Genomic DNA, 14,684 nt, shown 5'->3' with positions numbered 1-14,684 from the left:
GAACATAAGCCGGATGCGCTATGCATATCCGGCCTACGATTCTTTGTAGCCCCGGTAAGCGTAGCGCCACCGGGGAGAGTTTACACAATTAACCGATGGTCATCAGGCTGGCGTTACCGCCCGCCGCCGCGGTGTTGACGCTGAGCGAACGCTCCACGTACAGACGCTCCAGCAGCAGGTTGGTTTCCCCACGCGCAAAGCCCTGTACCGAAACAATCGCCCCGCTGCGGGCCGCCACCTGTTCGCACAGTTCGCGCAGCTGGTCGGAATCACCGTGATAAATCACGGCGTCAAACGGCTGCGTCAGCAGCGCATCGGCCTTCGCGAAGCGAATGCGGGCTGAAACGGCTTTTGGCAGCTGTTTTGCCAGGTCGCGATGCAGCGCATCTTCCGGCCACAGCACTTCACATCCGGTTGCCATCGCGGCAGCCAGCTGTACCAGCGCATCCTGCTCGTTATCCGCTACGCAGAGTACGTGCTCGCGCGGCATCAGCGTCCAGGTGTTGCGCTCGCCGGTTGGCCCCGGAAGCAGACGCTGCGTGCCAGCCTGCGCCAGCTCGCCGTACTGCTGCGCAATGGCACGCAGTTCAGGACGTTTTTCCGCCCAGGCGATCAGCGCTTCAAGCGGCTGCGTCAGCACGGTTTTCAGCTGCGCGTCGACCGGATAGTCTGCGTCCTGACGTGCCAGCGTCACGCCCAGCGCGTTCTCTGGACGGTTCGCCAGCAGACGGTACAGGTAAAGCGGACCGCCCGCTTTCGGACCGGTGCCGGACAAACCTTCACCGCCGAACGGCTGCACGCCCACGACCGCGCCGACCATGTTGCGGTTAACGTACAGGTTGCCCACTTTGGCGCTGCCGGTCACCTGCGCGATGGTTTCGTCGATACGGGTGTGTACGCCAAGCGTCAGGCCATAGCCGGAGGCGTTGATCTGATCGATCAGTTCATTAAGGTTGTTACGGTTGTAACGCACCACGTGCAGCACCGGACCGAAGACCTCTTTTTTCAGCTCGTCGAAGCTTGCCAGCTCAATCAGCGTTGGCGGCACGAAGGTGCCGGTCTGCCACTCGCGGGCATCTTCGCTGTTCTCACGCACCGCCTGGAACACCGGACGGCCTTTGGCGCGCATGGTCTGGATGTGGTTTTCGATATTGGCTTTGGCTTCCGCGTCAATCACCGGGCCGATGTCGGTGGTGAGACGCCCCGGGTTGCCCATACGGCATTCGGCCATCGCGCCGCGCAGCATTTTCAGCGTGTGGTCGGCCACGTCATCCTGCAGGCACAGTACGCGCAGGGCGGAGCAGCGTTGACCGGCGCTGTCGAACGCCGAGGCCAGCACGTCGACCACCACCTGTTCGGTGAGGGCAGAGGAGTCAACGATCATGGCGTTCATGCCGCCGGTTTCCGCGATGAGCGGGGTAGGACGACCCTGCGCATCCAGACGGGTAGCAATGTTGCGCTGCAGCAGAGAGGCAACTTCGGTCGAGCCGGTAAACATCACGCCGCGTACGCGGTTATCGGAGGTCAGTTTAGCGCCGACCGTTTCGCCACGGCCTGGCAGCAGCTGGACCACGCCCGCAGGTACGCCGGCTTCCAGAAGAATGTTGATGCCCTGCGCGGCAATCAGCGGGGTCTGCTCTGCCGGTTTGGCCAGCACGCTGTTACCTGCGGCAAGGGCGGCGGCAATCTGGCCGGTAAAAATAGCCAGCGGGAAGTTCCACGGGCTGATACACACGACCGGTCCGAGCGGACGGTGGGTTTCGTTATCGAAGTCATCGCGCACCTGACCCGCGTAGTAGTGCAGGAAGTCCACGGCCTCACGCACTTCGGCGATAGCGTTGCTAAAGGTTTTACCCGCTTCACGCACCAGAATGCCGATAAGCGACTGCATCTGATCTTCCATCAGCACGGCAGCACGCTCCAGAATGGCGGCACGCTCCTGCGGCGGGGTGGCAAACCAGATTGGCGCGTTGTTGACCGCACTGTCCAGCGCCTGATCCACTTCCGCTTCGGTGGCTTCGCGTACATAGCCGACGATATCTTTTGGCTCTGCCGGGTTGATAACCGGCTGCATTTCACCGTCCTCGACGGACTGCTCAAGGATCGGTTTCGCCTGCCATTTCTGCAGCGCGCTGTTGAGCAGGGCAGAGGAGAGGGACGCCAGACGATGTTCGTTCGCCAGGTCCAGACCCGCAGAGTTGACGCGGCCTGCGCCATACAGCTCGCGCGGCAGGGCAATCTTCGGATGCGGCAGACCAATCTGACCTTCCTGGGCCGCCATCTTCTCAACGGCCTGCACCGGATCGGCCACCAGCTCGTCGAGCGGCAGCGTGGTGTCGGCGATGCGGTTTACGAAAGAGGTATTCGCGCCGTTTTCCAGCAGACGACGCACCAGGTACGCCAGCAGCGTTTCGTGCGTACCTACCGGCGCATAAATGCGGCATGGGCGGTTCAGCTTGCCATCCGCTACCTTACCGGTCACCTGCTCGTACAGCGGTTCACCCATGCCGTGCAGGCACTGGAACTCGTACTGGCCAGGATAATAGTTTTGACCCGCCAGGCTGTAGATTGCCGCCAGGGTGTGGGCGTTATGGGTAGCGAACTGCGGGTAGATCAGGTTCGGCACGCCGAGCAGTTTTTTCGCACAGGCGAGGTAAGAGACGTCGGTGTAGACCTTACGGGTATAGACCGGATAGCCTTCCAGACCTTCCATCTGGGCGCGTTTGATTTCGCTGTCCCAGTAGGCGCCTTTCACGAGGCGGATCATCAGGCGGCGACGGCTGCGGCTTGCCAGGTCAATCAGATAATCAATGACGAACGGGCAGCGCTTCTGGTACGCCTGGATAACGAAGCCAATGCCGTTCCAGCCCGCCAGCTCTGGCTCGAAGCACAGTTTTTCCAGCAGATCGAGGGAGATCTCCAGACGGTCGGCCTCTTCGGCGTCGATATTGATGCCGATGTCATACTGGCGCGCCAGCAGGGTCAGGGATTTCAGGCGCGGGTAAAGTTCCTCCATCACGCGGTCGTACTGCGCGCGGCTGTAGCGCGGGTGCAGGGCGGACAGTTTGATAGAGATACCCGGACCTTCATAAATACCGCGGCCGTTAGAGGCTTTACCGATGGCGTGGATCGCCTGCTGATAAGAGACCATGTAGGCCTGCGCGTCGGCGGCAGTCAGGGCCGCTTCACCGAGCATGTCATACGAGTAGCGGAAACCTTTGTCTTCCAGCTTGCGGGCGTTCGCCAGCGCTTCGGCAATGGTTTCGCCGGTCACGAACTGCTCGCCCATCAGGCGCATCGCCATGTCCACGCCTTTGCGGATCAGCGGCTCGCCGCTCTTACCGATGATGCGGTTCAAAGAGCGTGACAGGTTGGCTTCGTTATGGGTTGAGACCAGTTTGCCGGTAAACAGCAGGCCCCAGGTGGCGGCGTTAACGAACAGGGACGGGCTGCGGCCAATGTGCGAATGCCAGTTGCCGTTGCTGATCTTGTCGCGGATCAACGCGTCGCGGGTGGCTTTATCCGGAATACGCAGCAGCGCTTCCGCCAGACACATCAGCGCCACGCCTTCCTGTGAAGAGAGGGAAAACTCCTGCAGCAGACCCTGCACCATCCCGGCGCGGCCGGTGGCGGTTTTTTGGTTGCGCAGCTTGTCGGCCAGCTGATACGCCAGGCTGTGCGCCTGAGCGGCAATGGCTTCCGGCAGGCGGGCCTGCTCCAGCAGCATCGGCACGGCGTCGGTTTCGGCACGACGGTAAGCGCCGGTAATGGCGGCACGGCTGACGGACTGCGGCAGGATCTGCTCGGCGAATTCGAGGAACGGCTGGTGGCTTTCGTCACCAGCGGCGGGTGCATCCTCGCTTTCATTGGCGGCACCCGCCAGCAGGGCAGGCAGTTCTGGCAGGCCTTCGTCGCTCTCCAGTCTTTCCAGATAGTTAAAAATCGCCTGCTTGATTAACCAGTGCGGTGTGCGGTCAATGCGGGTCGCTGCGGTTTTAATCCGTTCGCGGGTAGCGTCATCCAGCTTAACCCCCATGGTGGTCATCCCCATGCCAAAACTCCTGTTGTTCTGTAATCGCGTTTTGTAGATGGCATGAAATATCCACCATGTTGCAACTTTGTGCAACCGTGTTAAATGTGACCTGGTTTGCAACCCAGAAAATGAATGGATTGTTAATGATTGGTTAGCTGGAAAAAAGCGCTGGCTTCTACATGAGAAGCCTGTTTTTATGCGGTACTTAACAATTTTAAAAGGTGCAACCCGTATAAGTGTGAGCGAGTGCAACCTATAGGAAACTCGTATCAAACCGGGGATGAATTTGATGTAAATGCAGTGTTAAATCGTTTGTCAGCGGGATGCGCATACGGCAGGATAGCGCGCCCAATGGAAACACATACACACATCACTACGTTCCGGTGATGACATAACAAGGCAACCCGGACGGTTGTCGCTCGACATTTTGGAGAATTTGAATGGCTATTAGCACACCGATGCTGGTGACATTTCTCGTTTATATTTTTGGCATGATCCTGATAGGGTTTTTGGCATGGCGTTCAACAAAGAACTTTGACGACTACATTCTCGGCGGCCGCAGTTTAGGCCCGATGGTGACCGCGCTGTCTGCGGGCGCATCCGATATGAGCGGCTGGCTGCTGATGGGGTTACCGGGCGCGATTTTCATCTCCGGTATCTCTGAAAGCTGGATTGCCATCGGCCTGACCCTTGGGGCGTGGATCAACTGGAAGCTGGTAGCAGGCCGTCTGCGCGTGCATACCGAAGCGAACAACAACGCCCTGACGCTGCCGGATTACTTCACCGGACGTTTTGAAGATAACAGCCGTATTCTGCGCATTATCTCCGCGGTGGTGATTCTGCTGTTCTTCACCATCTACTGTGCTTCCGGCATCGTGGCGGGCGCGCGTCTGTTTGAGAGCACCTTCGGCATGAGCTATGAAACCGCGCTGTGGGCAGGTGCCGCGGCGACCATTCTCTATACCTTCGTGGGCGGATTCCTGGCGGTAAGCTGGACCGACACCGTGCAGGCGAGCCTGATGATCTTCGCCCTGATCCTGACCCCGGTGATTGTGATTTTCACCGTTGGCGGCTTCGGTGAATCGCTGGAAGTGATCAAGCAGAAGAGCATTGAAAACGTCGACATGCTGAAAGGGCTGAACTTCGTGGCCATCGTCTCTCTGATGGGCTGGGGTCTGGGCTACTTTGGTCAGCCGCACATTCTGGCGCGCTTTATGGCCGCTGACTCTCACCACACGATTGTTCATGCCCGTCGTATCAGTATGACGTGGATGATCCTCTGTCTGGCGGGTGCCTGTGCGGTTGGCTTCTTCGGCATCGCTTACTTCAACAATAACCCGGCGCAGGCAGGTGCGGTGAACCAGAACGCCGAGCGCGTGTTCATCGAGCTGGCGCAAATCCTGTTTAACCCGTGGATTGCCGGTATTCTGCTCTCCGCAATTCTGGCGGCGGTGATGTCGACCCTGAGCTGCCAGCTGCTGGTCTGCTCCAGTGCGATTACCGAAGATCTCTACAAAGCTTTCCTGCGTAAAGGTGCGAGCCAGAAAGAGCTGGTATGGGTCGGGCGCTTTATGGTGCTGTTAGTGGCGCTGATTGCCATCGCGCTGGCGGCCAATCCTGATAACCGCGTTCTGGGTCTTGTGAGCTATGCGTGGGCGGGCTTTGGTGCGGCGTTTGGTCCGGTGGTTCTCTTCTCCGTTCTGTGGTCACGCATGACCCGCAACGGCGCGCTGGCGGGGATGATCATCGGAGCGGTGACCGTTATCGTCTGGAAGCAGTTCGCGTGGTTGGGTCTGTACGAAATCATCCCGGGCTTCATCTTCGGCAGCATCGGTATTGTGGTGTTCAGCCTACTGGGTAAAGCACCGTCTGCCTCCATGCAGAAACGCTTTGCGGAAGCGGACGCGCACTACCACACTGCACCACCGACGAAGCTTCAGGCTGAGTAAAAAAACCTATTCCCTCCTGTAAGCCGGGTAAGCGCTAGCGCGACCCGGCTTTTTTCTTGCCAAAATGCGTAAATTACGTTGATATCGCTGCACTTATAACAATGAGGATAGCGAACAATGACCATCAAAACAGGGCTTATGGCGGCGGCATTATTGATGCTCGCAGGCTGCAACGCACCCGCGCAACACGCGGCAATGGAGACCTGCAAAGCAGATAACCAGATGCAGCAAACCACGCTTTATTTCGGACTGAATCGTCCGGCCGGAGCGCAGATCACCGGCAACGAGTGGCAGCAGTTTGTTGACCAGGACGTGACGCCGCGCTTTCGGGACGGCTTAACGGTGTTTGATGCACGTGGCCAGTGGCTGGGGAATGACGGGAAAGTGGCGCGCGAGCCGAGCAAAGCGTTGATGCTGATCCACGGTAAAGACGCGCAGAGCGAGAAGAATATCGAAGCGTTGCGCGGGATTTATAAATCTCGCTTCGCGCAGGAGTCGGTGATGCGGGTCGATCAGCCGGTGTGCGTGCAGTTTTAAGCAAAATGGCGGGATAGTTTTGTAGGCCCGGTAAGGCGTAGCCGCCACCGGGCACAAACCGCACAAAACTTACAACACTAATCCCGCAAAGCTCGCCGACAGCAGGCTCACCAGCGTCGCGCCGTACACCAGGCGCAGACCAAACCGCGAAACCACGTTCCCCTGCCGCTCGTTCAGGCCCTTGATGGCGCCTGCGACGATACCAATAGACGCGAAGTTAGCGAACGACACCAGGAAGACGGATAAAATGCCCAGCCCGCGCGGTGACATCTGATGGGCAATTTTTTGCAGCTCAATCATCGCCACAAATTCATTTGCCACCAGCTTGGTTGCCATAATACTGCCGGCGTTGAGCGCATCACTCAGCGGAATACCGATGAGCCACGCCAGCGGATAAAACACATAACCCAAAATCTGCTGGAAGCTCATGCCGAATACGCTGGAGAAGAGGGCGTTAACGGCGCTAATAAGCGCGATAAAGCCAATCAGCATCGCCAGAATAATCATCGCTACCTTAAAACCGGCCAGAATATACTCCCCGAGCATTTCGAAGAAGCTCTGGGATTCATGCAGTTTTTCCAGCTTGATATCCGGCTCCGCTTCCGGACGCACCGGATTGATGACGGAGAGAATAATGAAGGTGCTGAACATGTTCAGGATCAGCGCCGCAACGACAAATTTGGCGTCGAGCATGGTCATATAAGCGCCGACAATCGACAGGGAAACGGTCGACATGGCGGTCGCAGCCATGGTGAACAGACGGCGCGAGGAGAGATCCCCCAGCACGCCTTTGTAGGCAATGAAGTTTTCCGACTGGCCGAGGATCAGCGAGCTCACCGCGTTAAACGATTCCAGCTTGCCCATACCGTTCAGTTTTGACAGCAGCGTCCCGATAAGCCGAATAAAAATCGGCAGGATCCGCCAGTGCTGGAGAATACCAATCAAAGCGGAAATAAAAATAATCGGGCAAAGCACGCCAAGGAAAATGAACGCCAGCCCTTTTTCACCCATTCCGCCAAAGACAAAATTGGTGCCTTCGCCAGCAAATTTCAGCAGGGATTCAAAGAAGCCAGAAACGTATTTAATCAGGAATAACCCGCTTTCGGCGTGCAGGAAAAAGAACGCCAGGGCAATTTCAATAACAATCAGCTGTAAAACATAACGAATGCGAATTTTTCGGCGGTCGAAACTCACCAGCCAGGCGAGCGCAAGAATAATCACCAGCGCCAGCAGGAAATGGATAATCTTAAACATGGTTTATTTTCACTTGGTTTTCGAGGCAGATATTTAGCCACAGCGCTGATTAACCGTAAACGGGCATTTTCGTTATAACTTATAAACGTAATGATTACGTTGACAACTATTATCAGGCTTCGCGTTTACAACTCGTCATCAAAACATCCCACATTTCGCTTGTTTTTCTTCTCGGCGTAATGATAATCACTATCACAAGAATTTACCTTTCTTTGCATCAGTTGACCGCGATAAACATTTAAGGTGTCGGCATGTTTGTTCCATTTCTCATTATGTTACGTGAAGGGCTCGAAGCGGCTCTGATTGTCAGCCTTATCGCCAGTTATCTGAAGCGAACCCAGCGCGGACGCTGGATAGGCGTCATGTGGATTGGCGTGTTCCTCGCCGCGGCGCTCTGCCTGGGCCTGGGTATCCTGATCAACGAAACTACCGGCGAGTTCCCGCAGAAAGAGCAAGAGCTGTTTGAGGGGATCGTCGCCGTCATTGCGGTGGTGATCCTGACCTGGATGGTGTTCTGGATGCGTAAGGTCTCCCGCAATGTGAAAGTCCAGCTGGAGCAGGCGGTGGATAACGCCCTGCAAAAAGGCAACCATCACGGCTGGGCGCTGATCATGATGGTCTTTTTTGCGGTGGCGCGTGAAGGGCTGGAATCGGTCTTCTTCCTGCTGGCCGCCTTCCAGCAGGACGTAGGCATCTGGCCGCCGCTGGGGGCAGTGCTGGGGCTGGCAACGGCCGTCGTGCTGGGTTTCCTGCTCTACTGGGGCGGTATTCGCCTTAACCTGGGGGCGTTCTTCAAATGGACCAGCCTGTTTATTCTGCTGGTCGCCGCGGGGCTGGCGGCTGGGGCGATCCGCGCCTTTCATGAAGCGGGCCTGTGGAACCAATTCCAGGACGTGGCGTTTGATCTCAGCAATGTCCTCTCCACACACTCTCTGACCGGCACTCTGCTCGAAGGTATCTTCGGTTACCAGGAGACACCGAGCGTGAGCGAAGTGGCGATGTACTTTATTTATCTGGTGCCGGCGCTGGTGTTGTTTGCGATGCCGCCGCGTACCGGCACACAGGCGACGCGCGTCGCGCCGTAATAGTTGATTTATTTACAACATACTTTTAAAGGGAAGAGTCATGGCAATTCAGTTCCGTCGTAGTGCGTTATGCGCAGGCATTGCCGCGCTGTTCGCTTCCGCATTTTCCGCCTGGGGGGCCGATGTTCCTCAGGTCAAAGTGACCGTCAATGACAAGCAGTGCGAGCCGATGACCCTCACGGTGAACAGCGGTAAAACCCAGTTCATTATTCAGAACCACAGCCAGAAGGCGCTGGAGTGGGAGATCCTGAAAGGGGTACTGGTCGTCGAAGAGCGTGAAAATATCGCCCCTGGCTTCAGCCAGAAGATGACCGCCAACCTGCAGCCGGGCGAGTATGAAATGACCTGCGGTCTGCTGACCAATCCTAAGGGTAAGCTGATCGTTAAAGGTGAAGCGACGGCGGATGCGGCGAAAGGCGCTGCAGTGCTGAGCCTGGGTGACGCGATTACCGCTTACAAAGCATACGTTACCAAAGAGACGGCAGATCTGGTGGCGGGCACGAAAGCCTTTACCGATGCGGTGAAAGCCGGTGATATCGAAAAAGCCAAATCCCTTTATGCACCAGCTCGTCAGCACTACGAGCGCATCGAGCCGATTGCCGAGCTGTTCTCTGACCTTGATGGCAGCATTGACGCCCGCGAAGATGATTTCGAGCAGAAGGCCGCCGATCCGAAATTCACCGGCTTCCACCGTCTGGAGAAAGCCCTGTTTGGCGACAACACCACCAAAGGGATGGAAAAATACGCCGAACAGCTGAACGGCGACGTGCTGGAACTGCAAAAGCGCATCAGCGAGCTGGCTTTCCCACCGTCAAAAGTGGTGGGCGGCGCGGCGGGTCTGATTGAAGAAGTGGCCGCAAGCAAAATCAGCGGTGAAGAAGATCGCTACAGCTACACCGACCTCTGGGACTTCCAGGCCAACGTCGACGGTGCGCAGAAAATTGTCGATCTGCTGCGTCCTCAGCTGCAGAAAGAGAACAGCGAACTGCTGGCAAAAGTGGATGCCAACTTCAAAAAAGTCGACACCATTCTGGCGAAATACCGTACCAAAGACGGATTTGAAACATACGATAAGCTGACCGACGCCGACCGTAATGCGCTGAAAGGCCCGATTACCGCCCTGGCGGAAGATCTCTCTCTGCTGCGCGGCGTACTGGGTCTGGACTAAGCACGATGAACAAGAATGGCAAGTTCGACGAGGTAGAACCTTCCCGTCGTCGGTTGTTAAAAGGGGTAGGGGCGCTGGGCGGCGCGCTTGCCCTTGCAGGCGGCTGCCCGGTGGCGCATGCGGCGAAACCGCAAAGCGCACCCGGCACGCTGTCCCCCAATGCCCGCATGGAGACGCAGCCTTTTTACGGCGATCATCAGTCGGGCATTCTGACGCCGCAGCAGGCCTCCATGATGCTGGTGGCCTTTGATTCGCTGGCCAGCGATAAAGCCGATCTGGAACGTCTGTTCCGCCTGCTGACGGCACGCATTGCGTTTCTTACCGCAGGTGGACCGGCGCCGGACACGCCGAATCCGCGCCTGCCGCCAATGGACTCCGGTATTCTCGGGGCGTTTATCGCGCCCGATAACCTGACCATTACCGTGTCGGTCGGAGAGTCGCTGTTTGATGGCCGCTACGGCCTGACAAAGCAGAAGCCGAAAGCGCTGCAAAAAATGACGCGTTTTCCAAACGATTCCCTCGACGCGGGGTTGTGTCATGGCGACCTGCTCCTGCAGATTTGCGCCAATACCCAGGACACGGTGATCCACGCCCTGCGCGATATCATCAAGCACACCCCGGATCTGCTCAGCGTGCGCTGGAAGCGGGAAGGGTTTATCTCTGACCACGCTGCGCGCAGTAAAGGGAAAGAGACGCCGGTTAACCTGCTGGGCTTTAAGGACGGCACGGCCAACCCGGACAGCAGCAATGCTGCGCTCATGAAAGAGGTGGTGTGGGTGACAGCGGATCAGGGCGAACCGGCGTGGGCCGTCGGCGGCAGCTACCAGGCGGTGCGCATTATCCAGTTCCATGTGGAGTTCTGGGACCGCACGCCGCTGAAAGAGCAGCAGACCATTTTCGGCCGCGACAAGCAGAGCGGGGCGCCGCTCGGTATGACGCATGAGCATGATGTGCCCGACTATGCCCGCGATCCCAATGGCGATGTGATTGCGCTGGACAGCCATATTCGCCTCGCCAATCCGCGCACCAAAGAGACGCAGTCCAGCCTGATGATGCGTCGTGGCTACAGCTACTCCCTCGGCGTGACCAACGCAGGCCAGCTCGATATGGGGCTGCTGTTCGTCTGCTATCAGCATGACCTTGAAAAGGGCTTCCTGACCGTGCAGAAGCGCTTAAACGGCGAAGCGCTGGAAGAGTATGTAAAACCCATCGGCGGCGGCTACTTCTTTGCCCTGCCGGGCGTGCGCGACCGGAACGCGTATCTCGCGCAAGATCTGATTGAAGCCTGATAATTGTCCCTGCGAGAGTTCGCGGGGACATTATTTTTTCCTATGACAAACATATTGTTATATTTCTGTAATATTTCTATATAAGACTGAATCCGCTGCAGGAGCAGTCTGAAAAGTTGCAATCAGGTAAAATAAATGTTGCATTTATGATAACTCCTGATGTACTTAAGATAAGACAGCGGTAGTTCCCGGCAGTGATGCTGAATCACTATGGAGATCGCGAATGGTTGCGTCCTGTACTGGACAAGGTAAACATAACAACCGCAGCACCCGGCGCGGAGGCTCAGACTCCGGCAGCGATTTCCTCACCACTAAATTCTCCCCCTCTCCTCAAGAATCTGATTCGACCGACGTGCAGACTGGTGCGCGTAGCCGTTCTGTATCGTCATCTGATAAAGCAAGCAATGGCTTACAAGGAAGCCAACCCTCTGATGTTCGTGCGCATAATCGTGCCGACGCTGGCACGTGTGATGAATACCAACAACTCAAGGTGCTATCCATGGGAAGACAAAAAGCAGTGATCAAAGCTCGTCGCGAGGCAAAACGTGTGCTGAGACGGGACTCACGTAGCCATAAACAGCGTGAAGAAGAATCGGTCACCTCGCTTGTGCAGATGAGTGGCGTAGAAGCAATTGGCATGGCCCGAGACAGCCGTGATCATTCTCCAATTGTGGCGCGCAATGAGGCTCAGGCGCACTACCTGAATGCTATCGAGAGTAAACAGCTCATCTTTGCAACCGGTGAAGCCGGATGCGGGAAAACCTGGATCAGTGCAGCCAAAGCGGCGGAAGCGCTGATCCATAAGGACGTGGAGCGTATTATTGTTACCCGTCCGGTACTGCAAGCGGATGAAGATCTCGGCTTCCTGCCCGGCGATATTTCGGAGAAGTTTGCCCCGTACTTCAGACCCGTCTATGACGTGCTGGTGAAGCGTTTGGGTGCATCCTTTATGCAGTACTGCCTGCGACCAGAGATTGGCAAGGTGGAAATCGCGCCGTTCGCCTATATGCGCGGACGTACATTTGAAAATGCGGTCGTCATTCTTGACGAGGCTCAGAACGTGACCGCTGCGCAAATGAAGATGTTCTTAACGCGCCTCGGGGAGAACGTGACGGTCATCGTTAACGGCGACATTACCCAGTGTGACCTGCCATCCGGCGTGAAATCCGGGCTGAGCGACGCGATGTCACGTTTTGAGGAAGATGAGATGATTGGGGTGGTACGCTTCACGAAAGAGGATTGCGTGCGTTCGGCACTGTGTCAGCGGACGTTGCAAGTCTATTCCGACTGAAGGTAAAACATTACCGTTTTATCCTTCTTCAGTAATCCCTTCCCGGCATCTTGCCGGGAAGCTTCTTTTATTCCTGTGCTCTACTCGCGCCTGGTTATCTTTTAATAGATAGCCTGTCGTGCGGAATTCATCATTTCGGTATTCATTTCATCGGTGGGTTTTTATCACGCCTGGCGAAATGTGATGCGTATTTATAATATCCACAAAATACCCATGAATATCATGATCGCGCTAATTGTTCGTTCAAATTTAAACGTGAATGTTGTCACATAATGTTACTAAGTTGTAAAAATTAAGTTGGTGTATTGAGGGTAATTATCTATGTTTCGTACTGATTCAAACAACATTCTAACAAGAAAATCCCATGGGGAACCGTTTCCCTGGAACATCACGTTGAGGGTCATACATGAACGAACTGGTTGGTGCAATTAACGGTGTTATCTGGAGCCCGGCGTTAATATTCTTATGTCTGGGTGTCGGTCTCTATTTCTCATTACGTAGTCGTTTTTTGCAGTTACGTCATATAAAACATATGATTACCTTGATGTTCCAGGGGCGTCCTACCGATGCAGGGGTATCGTCTTTCCAGGCACTGACGATGACGCTGGCAGGGCGAGTAGGGACCGGAAACATTGCTGGTGTCGCCACCGCAATCACCTTCGGTGGACCGGGCGCACTTTTCTGGATGTGGATGGTGGCGTTTTTGGGTGCCAGCTCAGCGTTTGTGGAATCTACGTTGGGCCAGGTTTATAAAGAAAAAATCAACGGTGAATATCGTGGCGGTCCTGCCTTTTATATCGAAAAAGGATTAGGGGTCAAATGGTATGCATGGTTATTTGCAGTCGTCACCATTTTCTCCTGCGGTTTATTAATGCCAGGGGTTCAAGCAAACTCGATTGGCGCCAGCCTGGAGATAGCTTTTGGGCTTGATCCCAATGTCACGGCGGCATTACTTGCCGTACTGTTAAGCTTTATTATTTTCGGTGGTGTGAAAAGGATCGCCAGTTTTAGCAGTATGGTCGTTCCGTTTATGGCACTCGGCTATATTATTGTGGCTTGCGTTATTATCGCGATTAATATTACCGAGCTTCCTGGTGTTATTCTGCTGATCTGGAAAAGTGCTTTTGGCTTTGAAGCGGGCTTTGGCGCGATTCTGGGTCAGGCGATTATGTGGGGAGTTAAGCGCGGCGTCTATTCCAACGAAGCGGCACAGGGGACCGGACCGCATGCTTCATCTGCGGCAGCGGTGAGCCATCCGGTGAAACAGGGGCTGGTGCAGGCCTTCTCAGTTTATATCGATACGCTGTTTGTCTGCTCCGCGACCGGGTTTATGCTGCTGATCACCGGGCTGTATAATGTTCAGGGCGTCGATGGCGCTGCACTCTATACGGGGATTGCAGGCGTGGCCGCAGGTCCTGGCTATGTTCAGACGGCGATGGAAAGTATGATGCCGGGCTTTGGTAATTACTTTGTTGCCATTGCGCTGTTCTTCTTCGCCTTTACCACCATTATTGCGTACTACTATATCGCCGAAACCAATATCGCCTACATCAACCGTAAAATTCACCGTCCCTGGCTGACATTCCTGCTCAAATTATGTCTGATGGCTTCCACAGTGTACGGGACCGTCCGCACCGCGGATCTGGCATGGGGACTGGGGGATATTGGGGTTGGGATGATGGCATGGCTTAACATTATTGCCATTGTACTTTTACATAAAAAAGCCTTTGTCAGCCTTAAGGATTATGAAACCCAGAATGCACAGGGACTGGATCCACAGTTTGATCCGGTTCGACTGGGAATTAAAAATGCCGATTACTGGCTGGGAGAGCGTAAGGATGAACCGGCTGCGAATCCGGGGCAGACGACTTCTGTCGTGAGAGAGCAAAGCGCAGGGAAACTGAGCAATTAATCGTGACAGCCCGTATTGCAATACGGGCTCAGACTGCTGACAACGTTTCGCCCGGCGGCGCTACGCTTGCACGGGCCTACGGGTTTTGTCGAACCCCGGTCGGGGATTCTCATTCCCCGCTGGAGAATATAAAAGAAAAAAGCCCGTACTTTCGTACGAGCTCTCA

The 14,684-nt window shown here is 55.7% G+C and carries 9 protein-coding genes; 7 read left to right on the top strand and 2 right to left on the bottom strand.

Features of this window, described 5'->3' with window-relative positions; genetic code table 11:
* Positions 1–88: 88 nt before the first annotated feature.
* Complete coding sequence (gene putA / locus L977_RS19880) at positions 89–4,051, bottom strand: trifunctional transcriptional regulator/proline dehydrogenase/L-glutamate gamma-semialdehyde dehydrogenase (RefSeq protein WP_014883314.1); 3,963 nt, start codon at positions 4,049–4,051, stop codon at positions 89–91.
* Positions 4,052–4,473: 422 nt separating this feature from the next.
* Here putA and putP point away from each other — a divergent pair, with 422 nt between their 5' ends.
* Both putP and L977_RS19870 read left to right on the top strand, forming a co-directional pair.
* The gene (gene putP, locus L977_RS19875) at positions 4,474–5,982 is read left to right on the top strand and encodes a sodium/proline symporter PutP (protein ID WP_047626749.1); all 1,509 of its coding nucleotides are present in this window, start codon (positions 4,474–4,476) and stop codon (positions 5,980–5,982) included.
* Between the two features lie 117 nt (positions 5,983–6,099).
* A complete protein-coding gene (locus tag L977_RS19870) occupies positions 6,100–6,519 on the top strand; it encodes a DUF3574 domain-containing protein (protein WP_014883316.1) in 420 nt (139 codons plus the stop codon).
* 69 nt (positions 6,520–6,588) lie between these two features.
* Here L977_RS19870 and L977_RS19865 read toward each other — a convergent pair whose 3' ends face one another.
* On the bottom strand, positions 6,589–7,773 hold the full coding sequence (locus L977_RS19865; RefSeq protein ID WP_023338238.1) for a NupC/NupG family nucleoside CNT transporter: 1,185 nt from the start codon (positions 7,771–7,773) through the stop codon (positions 6,589–6,591).
* A gap of 251 nt (positions 7,774–8,024) precedes the next feature.
* Here L977_RS19865 and efeU point away from each other — a divergent pair, with 251 nt between their 5' ends.
* From efeU to L977_RS19840, 5 genes are all read left to right on the top strand, one after another.
* Positions 8,025–8,858, top strand: a complete 834-nt coding sequence (gene efeU / locus L977_RS19860; RefSeq protein WP_047626747.1) for an iron uptake transporter permease EfeU — start codon at positions 8,025–8,027, stop codon at positions 8,856–8,858.
* 40 nt (positions 8,859–8,898) lie between these two features.
* Entirely contained in the window at positions 8,899–10,026 is a 1,128-nt protein-coding gene (efeO, locus tag L977_RS19855) for an iron uptake system protein EfeO (RefSeq protein WP_047626746.1), read from the top strand.
* Between the two features lie 5 nt (positions 10,027–10,031).
* A complete protein-coding gene (efeB, locus tag L977_RS19850; RefSeq protein WP_014883320.1) occupies positions 10,032–11,315 on the top strand; it encodes an iron uptake transporter deferrochelatase/peroxidase subunit in 1,284 nt (427 codons plus the stop codon).
* A gap of 499 nt (positions 11,316–11,814) precedes the next feature.
* Positions 11,815–12,606 (top strand): phosphate starvation-inducible protein PhoH, encoded by a 792-nt coding sequence (gene phoH, locus L977_RS19845; protein ID WP_014883322.1) that lies wholly within the window; start codon positions 11,815–11,817, stop codon positions 12,604–12,606.
* 406 nt (positions 12,607–13,012) lie between these two features.
* Positions 13,013–14,518: an alanine/glycine:cation symporter family protein gene (locus L977_RS19840; protein WP_047626744.1), complete on the top strand. Its 1,506-nt coding sequence runs from the start codon at positions 13,013–13,015 to the stop codon at positions 14,516–14,518.
* The last annotated feature ends 166 nt before the right edge of the window (positions 14,519–14,684 follow it).

Origin of the sequence: Enterobacter sp. ZOR0014 (genome assembly GCF_000798855.1) — a bacterium.
Taxonomy (GTDB): Bacteria; Pseudomonadota; Gammaproteobacteria; order Enterobacterales; family Enterobacteriaceae; genus Enterobacter; species Enterobacter kobei.
This window is presented reverse-complemented; position numbering and strand designations above follow the sequence as displayed.